Annotated in this window: 13 protein-coding genes; 7 read left to right on the plus strand and 6 right to left on the minus strand. The window is 67.5% G+C overall.

From position 1 onward, the window contains the following. The first annotated feature begins 104 nt into the window (after window positions 1-104). A complete protein-coding gene (locus G6N43_RS05425; RefSeq protein ID WP_083155206.1) occupies window positions 105-1,886 on the plus strand; it encodes an N-acyl-D-amino-acid deacylase family protein in 1,782 nt (593 codons plus the stop codon). A 1-nt stretch (window position 1,887) separates the two neighbouring features. After that, window positions 1,888-2,490 carry a TetR/AcrR family transcriptional regulator gene (locus G6N43_RS05430; RefSeq protein WP_083155201.1) on the plus strand — a complete coding sequence of 201 codons (603 nt, stop codon included), beginning with the start codon at window positions 1,888-1,890 and terminating at the stop codon, window positions 2,488-2,490. On the opposite strand, the gene G6N43_RS05435 is transcribed toward G6N43_RS05430, so the two are convergent. The 3 genes from G6N43_RS05435 to G6N43_RS05445 are packed head-to-tail and all read right to left on the minus strand — an operon-like array spanning window position 2,470 to window position 8,986. Next, window positions 2,470-3,732 carry a polysaccharide biosynthesis protein gene (locus G6N43_RS05435; RefSeq protein WP_083155196.1) on the minus strand — a complete coding sequence of 421 codons (1,263 nt, stop codon included), beginning with the start codon at window positions 3,730-3,732 and terminating at the stop codon, window positions 2,470-2,472. The genes G6N43_RS05430 and G6N43_RS05435 overlap by 21 nt on opposite strands. Next, a complete protein-coding gene (locus tag G6N43_RS05440) occupies window positions 3,729-5,066 on the minus strand; it encodes a M1 family metallopeptidase (protein ID WP_083155193.1) in 1,338 nt (445 codons plus the stop codon). The genes G6N43_RS05435 and G6N43_RS05440 overlap by 4 nt, the downstream gene beginning before the upstream one ends. Next, window positions 5,063-8,986 carry a Pls/PosA family non-ribosomal peptide synthetase gene (locus G6N43_RS05445; RefSeq protein ID WP_083155189.1) on the minus strand — a complete coding sequence of 1,308 codons (3,924 nt, stop codon included), beginning with the start codon at window positions 8,984-8,986 and terminating at the stop codon, window positions 5,063-5,065. The genes G6N43_RS05440 and G6N43_RS05445 overlap by 4 nt, the downstream gene beginning before the upstream one ends. 229 nt (window positions 8,987-9,215) lie before the next feature. Between G6N43_RS05445 and G6N43_RS05450 the strand changes: the two genes are divergently transcribed. Continuing rightward, window positions 9,216-10,253 (plus strand): TerC family protein, encoded by a 1,038-nt coding sequence (locus tag G6N43_RS05450; RefSeq protein WP_083155186.1) that lies wholly within the window; start codon window positions 9,216-9,218, stop codon window positions 10,251-10,253. A 45-nt stretch (window positions 10,254-10,298) separates the two neighbouring features. Beyond that, a complete protein-coding gene (locus G6N43_RS05455; protein WP_179967970.1) occupies window positions 10,299-10,694 on the plus strand; it encodes a hypothetical protein in 396 nt (131 codons plus the stop codon). Here G6N43_RS05455 and G6N43_RS05460 read toward each other — a convergent pair. Continuing rightward, entirely contained in the window at window positions 10,676-11,821 is a 1,146-nt protein-coding gene (locus tag G6N43_RS05460; protein ID WP_083155179.1) for a serine hydrolase domain-containing protein, read from the minus strand. The genes G6N43_RS05455 and G6N43_RS05460 overlap by 19 nt on opposite strands. Before the next feature lie 113 nt (window positions 11,822-11,934). Between G6N43_RS05460 and G6N43_RS05465 the strand changes: the two genes are divergently transcribed. Both G6N43_RS05465 and G6N43_RS05470 read left to right on the plus strand, forming a co-directional pair. Further along, a complete protein-coding gene (locus G6N43_RS05465) occupies window positions 11,935-12,168 on the plus strand; it encodes a hypothetical protein (RefSeq protein WP_083155176.1) in 234 nt (77 codons plus the stop codon). A 2-nt stretch (window positions 12,169-12,170) separates the two neighbouring features. Next, window positions 12,171-12,701, plus strand: coding sequence for a hypothetical protein (locus G6N43_RS05470; protein WP_234810185.1), 531 nt, complete (start codon window positions 12,171-12,173; stop codon window positions 12,699-12,701). Window positions 12,702-12,707: 6 nt separating this feature from the next. On the opposite strand, the gene G6N43_RS05475 is transcribed toward G6N43_RS05470, so the two are convergent. Together G6N43_RS05475 and G6N43_RS05480 are read right to left on the minus strand one after the other, a co-directional pair. Next, window positions 12,708-13,220 carry a 2-oxo-4-hydroxy-4-carboxy-5-ureidoimidazoline decarboxylase gene (locus G6N43_RS05475; protein WP_083155409.1) on the minus strand — a complete coding sequence of 171 codons (513 nt, stop codon included), beginning with the start codon at window positions 13,218-13,220 and terminating at the stop codon, window positions 12,708-12,710. 92 nt (window positions 13,221-13,312) lie between these two features. Continuing rightward, window positions 13,313-13,801 (minus strand): inorganic diphosphatase, encoded by a 489-nt coding sequence (locus tag G6N43_RS05480; RefSeq protein ID WP_083155174.1) that lies wholly within the window; start codon window positions 13,799-13,801, stop codon window positions 13,313-13,315. A gap of 115 nt (window positions 13,802-13,916) precedes the next feature. On the opposite strand from G6N43_RS05480, the gene G6N43_RS05485 reads away from it, so the two are divergent. Beyond that, window positions 13,917-14,753: a DUF6159 family protein gene (locus G6N43_RS05485; RefSeq protein WP_083155173.1), complete on the plus strand. Its 837-nt coding sequence runs from the start codon at window positions 13,917-13,919 to the stop codon at window positions 14,751-14,753. Window positions 14,754-14,761: the final 8 nt, after the last annotated feature.

Genomic DNA, 14,761 nt, shown 5'->3' on the forward strand with positions numbered 1-14,761 from the left:
GTCTAGTGACCGGCGCGTGGCCGCTCGCGGTGTCATCGCGCGGCGGGTCCTTCCACAGGAAAGAAAGATTGTGAGTACTTACTTTCTGTTGTAGCCTTCCCGTCATGACCTACGACGTGATCGTTCGCAACGGCCTCTGGTTCGACGGGACCGGTGCCGCCCCGCAAGTCCGCACCCTGGGAATCCGCGACGGCGTCGTGGCGACCGTGTCGGCCGAAGCCCTCGACGAGACGGGCTGCCCCGACGTGATCGACGCGACGGGCAAGTGGGTCGTTCCCGGCTTCATCGATGTGCACACGCACTACGACGCCGAGGTGCTGCTCGATCCGGGTCTGCGTGAGTCGGTCCGCCACGGCGTCACGACGGTGCTGCTCGGCAACTGCTCGTTGTCGACGGTCTACGCCGACGCCGACGACGCCGCCGACCTGTTCAGCCGCGTCGAGGCGGTGCCCCGCAAGTTCGTGTACGGCGCCCTCGAAGCCAAGAAGACATGGTCCGGCCCCGCCGAGTACGTGCGCGTACTCGACGAACTCCCGCTGGGACCGAACATCGGCTCGATGCTCGGACACTCCGACCTACGCACCAGCGTCCTCGGGCTGGACCGCGCGACGACCGAGGGTGTCAAGCCGACCCCAGCCGAGCTGGATCGGATGGCGACGATGCTCGAGAAGGCTTTGGACGCGGGGCTTCTCGGGCTCTCCGGCATGGACGCACCCATCGACAAACTCGACGGCGATCGCTACCGCTCACGGGCCTTGCCGTCGACCTTCGCGACCTGGCGTGAGCGGCGCAAGCTGATCTCGGTGCTGCGCAGGCATCGCCGCATTCTGCAGAGCGCGCCGAACACCGTGAAACCGATGTCTGCGCTGATGTTCTTCCTCACCAGCAGCGGGTGGTTCGGCCGTCGTCCCGGAGTCCGGGTGAGCCTGCTGGTATCGGCGGACGCCAAGTCCGCGACGGGCGCGGTGCACGTATTGGGGCCCGGTGTAAGGCTTCTCAACAAGCTGCTCGACTCGTTCGTGCGTTTCCAGCACCTGCCCGTGCCGTTCGAGCTCTACTCCGACGGTATCGACCTGCCAGTGTTCGAGGAGTTCGGCGCCGGCACCGCCGCACTGCATCTGCGTGACCAGATCGAGCGCAACGAGCTGCTGGCCGACACCGAGTACCGGCGCCGGTTCCGCCGCTCGTTCGACAAGAAGAAGCTCGGACCGTCGTTGTGGCACCGCGACTTCCACGATGCGACCATCGTCGAGTGCCCGGACGAGACGCTGATCGGCAAGAGCTTCGGTCAGATCGCCGACGAGCGCGGGCTGCATCCGCTCGACGCGTTCCTCGACGTGCTCGTCGAGAACGGCGAGCGCAACGTGCGGTGGACGACCATCGTGGCGAACCACCGGCCCAGGTACCTCGACCGGCTCGCCGCCGACCCGTCCGTCCACATGGGGTTCTCCGACGCCGGTGCCCACCTGCGCAACATGGCGTTCTACAACTTCCCGCTGCGCCTGCTCAAGCGGGTCCGTGACGCCGAGCGGGCAGGCCGTCCGTTCCTGTCGGTGCAGCGGGCCGTGTACCGGCTCAGCGCCGAGGTGGCGGACTGGTTCGGCCTCGCCGCGGGCACCCTTCGCGAGGGCGAGCGCGCCGACTTCGTCGTTATCGATCCCGAGCACCTCGACGATTCGGTGAACGGCTACCACGAGGAGAGCGTCCCGTTCTACGGCGGGCTGAGCCGCATGGTCAACCGCAACGATGCCACCGTGGTGGCGACCGCCGTCAACGGCAAGGTCGTGTTCCGCGACGGCGAGTTCTGCGAGGGCTACGGTACGACGGTGAAGTCAGGGCAATTCCTGCGCGTTGGCACCATCCAGAACGCGAAAGCGCCTGCCTGACATGGCGAGAACGCAGCAGCAGCGTCGGGAGGAAACGATCGCGCGGCTGCTCGACGCCAGCATCGAGACCATCATCGATGTCGGATACGCGCGCGCGTCTGCGGCGGTGATCGCCAGGCGCGCAAACGTTTCCGACGGTGCGCTGTTCCGGCATTTCCCGACCATGGGTGACTTCATGGCCGCCACGGCGCAGGAGGTGATGCGGCGCCAACTCGGGCTGTTCTCCAAGCGGGTGGCCGAGATACCGGCGGACAAGCCGGCACTGGAGTCCGCACTGACGATCCTGCGCGATGTCACCGGTAACGCCACCAACACCGTGATGTACGAGCTGATGGTGGCGGCGCGTACGGACGAGAAGCTCAAGGGCACTTTGAAAGAGGTGCTCGCCGAATATGCGGCGAACATCTACGAGGCGGCCAGGGCGCTGCCCGGCGCCGAGCACATCCCGGACGAGACCTTCAACGCGTTGGTGGCGATACTCACCAACGCCTTCGACGGCGCGGCGATCGTGCGTGCGGTGCTGCCGCAGCCCGAACTCGAGGACAAGCGGATCGAGTTGCTGGCCGCGTTACTCAACGGGACGTCACCGACGCTGCAGGCCTGACCCATCTGAAGCGTTGGCCAGCGCGGCGAGGTGCACCGCGATCCCCACCAGCGGTCCGCACGTCAGTGCGACCACGGTGCGCGTCTCGAGGCTCACCGGCAGGAGCAGCAGCGCCGCTGCGGCGACGGTCGCCGACACCCAGCCCAGCGAGTACGCCCGGTGCAGTGCCGCTGCCACCGCCGCGGCACCCGTCAGGGTCAGCAGTGCGATGACGATCGCTGCCGCGGTCAACCACGCCAACAACGACCCGGTGGCGGCGTAGCCGGCGCCGAATGCGCTGCGCAGCAACCACGGTCCGAAGATCCCGGCGGCCAGCACACCGAGCAGGCCGACCGCAAGCACCAGGGCGGTGGGTGCGACGAGCGCCCGCAGCCGGTGCGTGCGCTGATCTACGAAGTAGGCGATCAGGTTGCCCTGCATCGCGGTGAGCGGGACCAGCAGCGGGGCGCGGGTCAGTGTCACCGCCAGGATCACGACGCCACCCGTCGCACCCAGATCCCCGGATGTCGCCTTGAGCAGCACCGGAAAGCCCATCACCAGGACAGCACTCGCGCCGGCTGCGGCGATCGAGTGCGCGGTCCCGCGCAGGAACGCGGCGGTGCCGCCGGGCGTCAGCAGGTCGGCCGCCGCGCGGGTGGCCGGGGAGACGATCAACAGGATCAGCCAGGCGATCGCGCCCGCCACCGTCGCCCACAGGTAGCCGATCAACCCCCCGCCCACCAAAAACGTTGCCGTGGCGACGATCACGCGCAGCAGGGCATCGGTCACCATCAGCGATCCGTATGCCGTCCACCGGTCCAGACCCGCCAGCACGCCCAGCAGCGTGGTGTGTAGGCAGAAGCAGGCGAGGCCGACTGCCAGCAACGCAACCGAGGGCCACCGCTGGTCGGCGAACACATGGCCCGACCACAGCGGGGAGCTCACCGCGATCACACCGGCGGCGGCCACCCCGACGAGCGCCGCCACCCGCATGGGGTGAGCCCGCGGGCCGGTGACGACCTCTGCGTACTTGGCCGATCGCACCTCTCTCGTCGTCTCCTGCAACAGCCCGAACGCGGCACCGGTGACGAGACCGAACGCCCCCCAGAACACGCCGAACGCCGCGAACCCCGCCGGCTCGAGGTCGCGCGCGGCGAGGTAGAGCACGGTATAGCCGCACAGCGCGGCGATTGCGGTGGCCGTGCCCACCCGGGCGACGCTCGCTCGTGCGGCGGGACCGGCGGGCGTGCCTGCGTCCGTCACGACGGGAGATCCAGGGCGGGAAGCTCGGGGGAGTAGAGCCACGACGCCCACAACGGCGTCAGGGACTCGTTCGTGTAGTTCGACGCCAGCCCGGTGAAGTCGTCGGTGACCACGGTGCTGTGCCGGTATCTCGCTGTCCAATCACGCAGCAGCGCAAAGAAGTTGTCGTCGCCGATGCGCCGCCGCAGCATGTGCAGGGTGAGCGCACCCCTCTTGTAGACGCGATCGTCGAACATGTCGCGCGCGCCGGGGTCCGCCAGGATCAGGTCCTGCGGCGAATCCGCCAGTCGCTGGTAGTAGTGTCGCGCCCAGTCGTCGGCGCTTCGGCCACCCGAGTGTTCCGACCACAACCACTCGGCATAGCAGGCGAAGCCCTCGTGCAGCCAGATGTGGCGCCAGCGTTGAGCCGTCACCGAATTGCCGAACCACTGGTGGGCCAACTCGTGTGCGATCAGTCGTTCGGCGCTGCCGTTGCCATCGCAGTGATTCGCCCCGAAGATCGAGATACCTTGCGCCTCAAGCGGTATCTCCAGATCGTCATCGGTGACCACGACGGTGTAGCCGGTGGCAAGGGGATACGGCCCGAACAACTTGACGAACAGCTTCATCATCTGCGGCTGATCGGCGAAGTCGCGGTCGAAGTTGCGCCGCAACCGATCCGGCAGGATCGCGTGCATCGGAACACCGTTCTTCGCCATGCGGTGCCGGTTGTACGTACCGATCTGCAGCGTCACCAGATACGTCGACGTGGGCTCGGCCTGCTCGTAGGTCCACGTCGTCATGCCCGCCCGTGCGCGCCGCGACACCAGCTCACCGTTGGCCAGTGCGTAGTAGGGACTTTCGGTGCTGATGCGGATGGCGAAGCTCGCCTTCGCGCTCGGGTGGTCGTCGCAGGGGAACCACGATGCCGCTCCGTTGGGCTGTCCGGCCACGAGGACGCCTTCGGTCAGCTCTTCGAAACCGACCTCGCCCCAATGGGAGTGGATCGGCTTGGGAGTGCCGCCGTACCGCACGACGATCGACATCGCCGCGCCGGCGGGTAGGGCCTCCGCGAGGCCGATGTGCAGCTTGTTGTGCGACGACCTGAACCGCTCGGGCCGACGGTCGTTGACGGTCACCTTGGTGACCGTGAGCGCGTGCGACAGGTCGAGGGTGAAGGTGCGCAGCGCGGCCAGCGTCACTGCGGTGATGGTGGCCGTCCCGGTCAGCCGATTGATCGCCACCTTGTATTCCAGATCGAGTTCATACCGCGACACCCGATAGCCGAAGTTGCCGTTGGCCGGGATGTAGGGGTCGATGACGGGTGGGGTCCCCTTCTTCTTGCTTCGCGTCACGCGGCGGCGTCTTCTGGCTGCTTGGGCGCCGGGGTGTCGCCGCCGTCCTTCTTGCGGAACAGATCCCACGGCGCGATCGGATTACCCTGCCAGCGTGTCGAGGGCGGCACCTCGTCGCCGCGCATCACAAGCGACGCGGGGCCGACGGTGGCTCCCGCGCCGATCCGGGCCGCAGGTAACGCGACACAGTGCGGACCCAGCGTCGACCCCTCCTCGAGCACAACGGTGTCCATACGCATGATGCGGTCGTGGAACAGGTGCGTCTGGACCACACAGCCGCGGTTGACGGTCGCGCCGTCGCCGAGGGTGACCAGGTCGGCCTCGGGCAGCCAGTACGTCTCACACCACACGCCGCGTCCGATCGACGCGCCGAGCGCCCGCAGCCAGAGGTTCATCACCGGCGTGCCGGATGCGGCACGGGCGAACCACGGCGCTGCGACCGTCTCGACGAAGGTGTCGGATACCTCGTTGCGCCACACGAACGGCGACCACAGCGGGTGTTCGACGGCGCGGATGCGCCCCACCACAAGCCATTTCGCAATCACCGAGACAATGCCGGCGATCGCCCCCGCCGCCAACAGGACGACGCCGCCCAACAACGCCGACCACAGCCAGCCTAACGTCACCGCCAACCATTGCAGCGTCAGCGCCACGGCAACACCGATCGCGAAGGTGACGATCAACGGAATGAGCCGGCAGGTCTCCACCAATCCGCGCAGGATCTTCAGCCGCGCCGAGGGATGGAACGTACGCAGCGTGTCGGCCGCTGTTGGCTTGCGCCGCAACCGAACCGGCGGGCTGCCGAGCCACGACGACCCCGCCTTCGCCTTGTGCGGTGCGGCCGACAGCACGGCGACCAGCCCGTCGTCGGGCACTTTGCGGCCCGGTTGGGTGATGCCGGAGTTGCCAAGGAACGCGCGCTTGCCGATGGTCGCCTGCGCGACGTGAATCCAGCCGCCCCCCAGCTCGTAGGACGCCACCATGGTGTCGTCGGCCAGGAACGCGCTGTCCTCGATGACGGTGAACTTCGGCGTCAGCAGTGCCGTCGAAATCTCGGTACCTCGACCCACTTTCGCGCCGAGCGCACGCAACCAGCACGGGGTGAACAAGCTGGCGTAAAGCGGGAAAAGATAGTTCCGCGCGGCATCCATCAGCCGCTCGGTCGCCCAGATCTGCCAGCCGACGCGACTGCGTACCGGGTGATAGCCCTCGCTGAGCCACAGTGACAGCACCCGCACACCGAGCACGGTCAGCAGTGCATACGTCAGCACCGCGGCCACCGTCGCCACCGGGGTCCACATCGCGGCGGGGGCGACGGCCGCCGACACCGTTTCCGCGTCGTGCACACCCCATCCGATGACGGCGAGGCCGACGCCCAGTGCCAGCACCGGCAGGGCGCCGAGTAGCACCGACGTCAGACCGTAGACGGCCACCCACAGCGGTGCCCGAGGCGGGCGGTGATCCGGCCACGGGTGGCGGGCCTTACCCGACTTCACGGCGGGCGAGCCCTTCCAGTACTGGCCGTTCTTGACCTTGCCGACCACGCCGGAGCCTGGGGCGACGTCGGCGTTCTTACCGATGACCGCACCGGGCAGCAGGGTGGTGCGGGCACCGATGGTTGCGTCGTTGCCGATGGTGATCGTGCCGACGTGGAAGTGGTCTCCGTCGATCCAGTGTCCCGACAGGTCGACCTCGGGCTCCACGGAACTGCGGTGGCCGAGCTTGAGCATGCCGGTGACCGGCGGAGTCGAATGCAGGTCGACGCCTTTGCCCACCTTGTTGCCCAGCGCGCGGGCGTAGTAGACCAGCCACGGCGCCCCCGCCAGGTTCTCCGCGCCACTGGCTTCGGCGAGACGTTCGGCGAACCACACCCGCAGGTGCACCGCTCCGCCACGGGGGTAGGTGCCGGGTTCCAGCCCGGACAGCAGCATCCGCGCGAAGAGCACCGCGATGCCCATCCGGCCCAACGGTGTGACGAACAGCAGGAAGCCCGCGGCGATCCACCACCAGCCAAGCGGCCTCGCCCACGGCAGGAGGTCCAGTTCGGCGGCGACGTTGTTGGCAAGGGCGAGCCAGACGACCCACTGCAGCGCGGTCAGCGTGGCCAGCGGCAGCGACAGGGCCAGCTGGACGGCCTGGGTGAGCCGCGGCGTCGGTTTGACCACACGGGTCTGTACCCGCGGCGGCGGTTTCAACTCGTCGAGATAGGTGGCCAGCGATCCGAGCCGGGGATGGTCGTAGAGGTCGGCGACCGTCACCTGGGGATATCGCTGGCGCAGCGCGGCGACCAGTTGGGCGGCGGACAGCGACCCGCCGCCCAGTGCGAAGAAGTCGGCTTCGGGACCCTCGATGGGCGCCGCGAGGACGTCACGCCACAGGCCGGCCACCCAGCCCATCGTCCCGGCCAGGTCGGAGGCGTCCTCGACCTGGGGTTCGCCGGGAGGCGGCCACGGCAGCGCATCGCGGTCGACCTTCCCCGACGTCCGAGTGGGCAGTTCGGTCACGAGCACCAGGCGCGGCACGAGGGCGGCGGGCAGTGCTTCGGCCAGCGACGCGCGGGCGGCGGCGAGGTCGAACGACGGGTCGGTGCTGGCGATATAGCCCACCAGCAGCGGGGTGCCGCTGGCCGTGCGCCGCACCGCGCCCGCGCCGCCGCTGACGCCCGGCAGGTTCACCAATGCCGAATCGACTTCACCGAGCTCGATCCGTCGGCCGCCGACCTTGACCTGGTCGTCGGCGCGGCCCTGAAAGTAGAGGCCGTCGCTTTCGAAGCGGACCAGGTCACCGCTGCGGTAGCAGCGATCCCAGCCCAACGTCGGCATCGGGGCGTACTTCTCGGCGTCCTTTTCCGGATCCAGATAGCGGGCCAGCCCGACGCCGCCGATGACGAGCTCACCGACCTCGCCATAGGACACCGGAATGCCGTCGCGATCCACCACCGCCAGATCCCAGCCGGGTAGCGGCAACCCGATGCTCACCGGACCCCAGGCGCGCAGCCGCGCCGCGCACGCCACGACGGTCGCCTCGGTGGGGCCGTAGGTGTTCCACACCTCGCGGCCCTCGACCGCGAGACGCTCGGCCAGCTCGAGGGGACAGGCCTCACCGCCGAAGATCAGCAGTCGCACCGACTCCAGCGCCTCGGCGGGCCACAATGCCGCGAGCGTCGGCACCGTCGAGACCACCGTGATGTCCCGCGCCACCAGCCACGGACCCAGATCCATCCCGCTGCGCACCAGCGATCGTGGTGCAGGGACCAGGCACGCTCCGTTCCGCCACGCCAGCCACATCTCCTCGCACGACGCGTCGAACGCAACGGAGAGGCCGGCCAGCACCCGGTCGCCCGGCCCGATCGGGTTGTCCTGCAGGAACATTCGCGCTTCCGCGTCGACGAATGCCGCCGCGCTGCGGTGGGTGACCGCGACGCCCTTGGGGGTGCCGGTGGATCCGGACGTGAAGATGATCCAGGCGTCGTCGCGTCCGAGCGGAGCCGCCGCGCGCCACCCGCGCGAGGAGCCCTGCGCGCGGATCAGTCCCGCCTCGGTGATGATGGCGACCACCCCGGCCTCGGCGAACACCAGGTCGGCCCGTTCGTCGGGGTCGTCGGCGTCGACGGGCACGTAGGCGGCGCCGGTGGCCAGTGTCGCGAGGATCGCCACGTACAGCGCGTAGCTGCCCGACGGCATCCGGATCCCGATGCGGTCGCCGCGGCCGATGCCCCTTGCGGCCAGCCAGTCGACGCTGTCCTCGATGTCGGCGATCATCTCGGCGTAGGTCAGCTGGACCTCGCCGTCATCGATGGCCGGGGCATCGGGGTAACGGGCCGCCGTGTCGTAGAGGATGTCGATCAGCGTGCGGGGCTCCGGCGCGTGCCGGGACCGCAGATACTGCGCAGGTATCTCATACGAGAAGGCCCCAGTCACGGCTACAAAACTACTAAGCGGTGCCGGTCGCGCATACGCTCCGCACGCGCCGTGTTTCGTTTCCGGGATTTCGGTCAATCGCGGTTACCTGGCAGAATCAGACGAGGAGGGGAGTATTCCTTCGCCGTAGCGTCGTCATCACGTCGACCTCCATCGGACGACCGGTGCTGCGGACCGCGCGGTCGTCGCGGTGGAAGAGACCTCCGGCGTTTTGACGACCGGAGGCTCTGTGAACGTTTCTCAACTCGAGTGGATCATCACGCTGGGCGTGACGATCGCGATCCTGGCGTTCGACGTGATCGTGATCGGGCGTCGCCCGCACGAACCGTCGAAACGTGAAACCGGGACCTATCTGACGATCTACATCACGCTCGCGGTGGTGTTCGGGCTTTGGGTGTGGTTTTTCCACGGCAGCCAGTTCGGCCTGGAGTTCTTCACCGGCTGGCTCACCGAATACAGCCTGTCGGTGGACAACCTGTTCATCTTCCTGATCATCATGGCCAGCTTCAACGTGCCGAGGAAGTTCCAGCAGCAGGCGCTGCTCGTCGGCATCATCCTGGCGTTGATCTTCCGCGGCATCTTCATCGCGCTCGGCGCGGTCGCTATCAACCAGTTCTCCTGGATCTTCTACGCGTTCGGCGCGTTCCTCGTCTACACCGCGATCAGTCTGGTGCGCGACACCGACCACGACGACGATGCCGAGAACTTCGTGGTGCGCTTCACGCGCAAGCACCTCAGCCTCACCGATGAGTGGCATGGCCTGAAGATGTGGATCAAGGTCAACGGCAAGCGCCTGATGACGCCGATGTTCCTCGTGATCGTCGCGCTCGGCACCACCGACCTGCTCTTCGCGTTGGACTCGATCCCGGCGATCTACGGCCTGACCCGGGAACCGTACCTGGTGTTCACGGCGAACGTGTTCGCACTGATGGGTCTGCGCCAGCTGTACTTCCTGCTGGGTGACCTGCTGCGCCGGTTGGTCTACCTGTCCCAGGGACTGGCCATCATCCTCGCGTTCATCGGCGTGAAGCTGTTCCTGCACGCGTTGCACGAAAACGAGCTGCCGTTCATCAACGGCGGTGAGCATGTGCCGGTGCCGGAGATCCCGACGCTGGCCAGCCTCGGCGTGATCGTTGTGACGTTGCTCATAACCACCGCCGCGAGCCTGTACAAGACGCGCGTGCACGACGTGAAAAACGGCAGGCAGACGGCTGAAGAGGGGGCCGAGAACCCCGAGGGGTCCGAGGAGCCCTTGGATTCGCACTGATCGCAAGGATCGACGCCGGTCCCGGCCGCGCCTAGCGTGGCCATCGTGCGGCTATTCGTGGCGGACGACGCAGCAGGACACTGGAGTGAACTGACCGACGGTGTCGAGCCCGCGGTGCGCGTCGTCGCCGACGATCTGCTGCAGGCGAAGCGGGCCCGAGCCCGGATCCGGGCGGATTCCGACGACGTCTCCGTCATCCTCGATCTCACCGTTGCGGTGGCAGCCGACTTCCGTTCGGCGCGAACCGAACTCGGATCGATCGACGGCGTGCGCTACGCGGGCACGGTCGATGGTCTTGCGGGGTTGATCGCCGACATCGAAACAGCCGGTGTGGCCGACGGTGTCACGCTGATCGCGGCTTCACCGGATCAGGACCTGCACGCCCTGGGTCTGGACGTGCTCGACTGGCTGACCATCCGGGGTCAGGCCAGGGCCTCGTAGATCAGCCTGAAGTAGCGGTCGGTGCGCGCCGACCCCTCGATGCCCGGCCCCATCTTGTTCATCACGTAGGCCACAGTGGTGCGACGGTCGGGGTTCATCGTCTCGAACGATCCGCCCCAGCCGCCCCAGAAGCAGATCCGCCCGTCGGGGACGAACGGAATCGTTTCCGGCTGAGGCAGTCCGAAGCCCAGGCCCCATTTCAGCGGGTGGTTGGCGAGGACGAGATCGGGTCCGTCGGACTGGATCTCGAATATCCGGTCAATGGTCTGCGGCCTCAGTAGCGCGACACCATCCACCGTGCCGCCCAACGAGATAGCCGACAGGATGCGGGCCAGTGACCGGGCGTTGCCGTGGCCGTTGGCGCCGCCGATGTCTGCGGCGCGCCAATCCGCGGTGTTGGCCACCGCGGGATCCGGCGCCGGACCGGTGAAGGTCTTCAGCATCGGGGCCGGCCACTGATCCATCGGGGGCAGGTCGAGCGGCTCGGTCGCGGGGATGATCTCCGCGATCCGGTCGTCGTCAGCGGGTATCGCACCGATCTGGAAGTCGGCGCCGAGCGGACCCGCAATCTCGTCGCGCACGAACTCCTTCAACGACTTTCCGGTCACCCGGCGCAGCACCTCGCCGATGAGGTGTCCGTAGTTAAGGGCGTGATATCCCGACGCGGTCCCCGGCTCCCACCACGGCGACTGGGCGGCCAGCGCGGACGTCGACTTGTCCCAGTCGAAGACGTCCTCGACGACCACCGGCTGGTCCCACCCGGAAACGCCCGACGTGTGCGACATCAGATGACGAAACTCGATGTGCTGCTTGCCGTTCGCCGCGAACTCGGGCCAATACGTGGCCACCGGGGCCTCGGGTTCGACCAAACCACGGTCGATCAGCATCAGCGCCGCGAGCGCCGTGACCGTCTTCGTCGACGACCACACGTTGACGATCGTGTCCCTGGTCCACGGCAGGGTCTTGGCGGCGTCGGCGTGGCCGCCCCACATGTCGACGACGAGTTCGCCGTCGATGTCGATGGCGATCGCGGCCCCGACCTCCTCGCCGCGGGTGATCTCGTCGGCGAGCGCCGCCGCGACCTTGTCGAAGCGTGGGTGCCAGTGCCCCTGCAATAGCTCGTGCATCGGACCATCATGCGCGGCACGCCGTGCTTTTGTTCCGGCAATTGGGAAGTGATGGCAGCGTCGGCGCGGTACCTTCTGCATGACCCGGTGTCAATGTTGTGGGAGGAGCACGTATGCACAAACTCACGATGGCGGTCGCAGCGGCCGCACTCATGGCGGGGCCGATCCTGACAGCGCCGACGGCGGCGGCGGGTTCGGTCCAGGACACGACCTACACCTCACCTTCGATTCCCGCGGTTCCCAAGGTGGTCGCACTCGACTGCTACGGCACCACGGGCAACATGGGTTGCGGGCCCGGCTGGTTCTGGCGCGACGGCTGGCGTGGATGGGCGTGCTACCCATGCTGAGGATGAAGACGTATACGAAGGCGGCGGGAGCGTTCGCCGCCATGGCCGTTGCGGCGACGATCGGCGGTTTGGGCTCTGCCACAGCGCAATCCAATGACCTCAGCACGCTGCCGGTGGACCCGAACCTCCTCACGGATTCACTGGCCTACAGCGCGGCCCCGTTCGTCATCAATCCGAACGGGCAGCAAGGCATTCAGGCCGACTACACCCACCGCGAAGGCGGTACCCGCTCGATCACCACCACGATCCTGCTCTATCCCAACGAGGAGGCGGCGGCTGCATCGCTTTCGGCCGCAGCGGATCAGGTGGCGGCGCCGAGGAAGGTGGCCGCGGCGGTGGGCGCCAACGGGAATCTGATCGCGGGGACGACGCTCGACGGTACGCAGTCGACAAGCGTGCTGACGTTCACTCAGGGCAACGCGGCCACGACGATTCAGTTCGACGGTCCGCTAAACGATCCTGCGCCAGAGGATTTCGTTCTCGACTACGGCAAGAAGCAGGACACGGCAATCCTGGACTGGCAGGGGGTTTAGGCCCCCTCACCAGTTGTCGTAGCCGCCTTCGGGGCCCAACATCCGTTCGAGACGGGTGCGATTGATCCTGGCGAGTTCGTTTCGCACGACCTTGCGCTCGGTTTCGGCGTCGTTGTGCAGCCGGTCGGACATCGTCGCCAGCACATCCTGTGCCGTGTAGCCGTTGACGAACATGACGAAGCCGAAGCCGAAGTGCTCCAGGTAGCGCTTGGACGCCTGGCTCAGTTGGTCCATCACGGGCTCTTCGCACCAGATGGCGCACTGCTCCGCGGCCGACTTCTCGCTGCCCGGCCTGCGGCCGACGTCGGGATAGGCCTGCAGGATCGTGTCAATCGACTCCTCGGCGAGGCCGAACAGCAGCGCGTCGGCCGCACGGAAGAGTTCGTCGTGGGTGGCGAACGGCCGACTGCGGCACAGATCGGCTGCCAGCGGGACGCTGTAGCAGCACTCGAAGATGGCGTGCACCGCTCGCCGCATCGGCATTGCGTTGAACGCCTCGAGGCCGATCCCCTGATGCATCAACACGCCGTCATCATCGAAGGCGCAGGGTACGCGCGGGTTACCGAATGTTACGGCGATGAAAAATAACGGCCCGGACGGGCCGGTCAGTGTCAGTGGCCTGCGTTTTTGAACCGCTCGATCGAGGCCTGTAGTTCGGCCTCGGCCTTCTCGCGCCCCACCCAGTCCGCGGCCTTGACGTACTTGCCGGGCTCGAGGTCCTTGTAGTGCACGAAGAAGTGCTTGATCGCGTCGAGTTCGTAGGCGGGGACGTCTTCGAGGTCCTGGATGTGGTCCCAGCGCCCGTCGCCCGCAGGCACGCACAGCAGCTTGTCGTCGCCGCCGGCCTCGTCGGTCATCTGGAACATCGCGACAGGACGTGCCTCGACGATGCAGCCGGGGAACACGGACTCCGGCAGCAGTACCAGCGCGTCCAGCGGATCGCCGTCCTCGCCGAGCGTGTTCTCGAAGAAACCGTAATCGGTCGGGTAGCCCATCGCGGTGTACAGGTAGCGATCCAGCTTCACCCGGCCGGTGTCGTGGTCCACCTCGTACTTGTTCCGCGAACCCTTGGGGATCTCGATGACTACGTCGAATTGCACGGCCGCGCCTTTCTGCCCTGGGTGTTGGGGACGGGCACAACCCTAATCCAGGGCGTTTCGCTGATCTTGGTGCGGTCGGCTGCCTACGATGCTGGCCACTTGTCTAGGAGGCACGATGGGCGCCATTTCCCGCGGCTGGGCTCTGACGAAGCAGAGCTGGGTGGTCTTGAAGAACGACAGGTCGCTGGTGATCTTCCCGATCCTGTCGGCGGCTTTCGCGACCGTCGCCGTCGTGGTCATCATGGTCCCGACGGCCCTGGTCGCGGGCGCCGACCAGAACAACCCCGGGTACGCCGTGGCGGCGGTCGTGACCATCTACGTGTCGACGTTCATCGCCGTGTTCTTCAACGTGGCGCTGGCGGCATGTGCGGCGCGCTCGCTGCGTGGCGAGGACACGACCATCGGCGAGGGCATTTCGGCCGCGACGCGCCAACTCGGGCCGATCCTCGGCTGGACCCTCGTGGCGGGCACCGTCGGGCTGGTCCTGCGGATTCTGGAGGAACGCTTCCCGCTGGCAGGCCGGATCGCGGTCTGGATCGCCGGTGCCGCGTGGGCGGTGGCGACGTTCTTCGTGATCCCGGTGATCGCGCTGGAGGGCACCGGACCGATCCGGTCGCTGAAACGATCGGTTGCGGTCGTGCGCGCGAAATGGGGTGAGGGTGCGACGGGGCAGGTCGCGATCTCGGCGGTCACGGGACTGATCGTCTTCGGACTCGTCCTCGTCGGAGGTGCCGCCGGCTACGCGCTCGTCGCCGTCGGTCTCGCCCCGGTCGCCTTCGCTGTCGGCGCGGTCGCGGTGGCCGCCGTGATCGTCGTCGCCGTCGTGTCCAGCGCGCTCAACTCGATCTTCCGCGTCGCCGTATACGAGTACGCGGCGACGGGGCAGGCGCCCGCCGCCTTCGATCCTGCCCTCGTGCAGTCCGCCTTCGGCCCCCGCGGCCGGCGGGCCTGATCCTCCGC

Origin of the sequence: Mycolicibacterium moriokaense, assembly GCF_010726085.1 — a bacterium.
Lineage (GTDB): Bacteria > Actinomycetota > Actinomycetes > Mycobacteriales > Mycobacteriaceae > Mycobacterium > Mycobacterium moriokaense.

Excerpts from the sequence above, each read along its gene's own strand:
- G6N43_RS05425 (WP_083155206.1), top strand. The coding sequence starts at position 105 with ATGACCTACGACGTGATCGTTCGCAACGGCCTCTGGTTCGACGGGACC.
- G6N43_RS05460 (WP_083155179.1), bottom strand. The coding sequence starts at position 11,821 with ATGCACGAGCTATTGCAGGGGCACTGGCACCCACGCTTCGACAAGGTC.
- G6N43_RS05430 (WP_083155201.1), top strand. The coding sequence starts at position 1,888 with ATGGCGAGAACGCAGCAGCAGCGTCGGGAGGAAACGATCGCGCGGCTG.
- G6N43_RS05485 (WP_083155173.1), top strand. The coding sequence starts at position 13,917 with ATGGGCGCCATTTCCCGCGGCTGGGCTCTGACGAAGCAGAGCTGGGTG.
- G6N43_RS05465 (WP_083155176.1), top strand. The coding sequence starts at position 11,935 with ATGCACAAACTCACGATGGCGGTCGCAGCGGCCGCACTCATGGCGGGG.
- G6N43_RS05475 (WP_083155409.1), bottom strand. The coding sequence starts at position 13,220 with ATGCATCAGGGGATCGGCCTCGAGGCGTTCAACGCAATGCCGATGCGG.
- G6N43_RS05470 (WP_234810185.1), top strand. The coding sequence starts at position 12,171 with ATGAAGACGTATACGAAGGCGGCGGGAGCGTTCGCCGCCATGGCCGTT.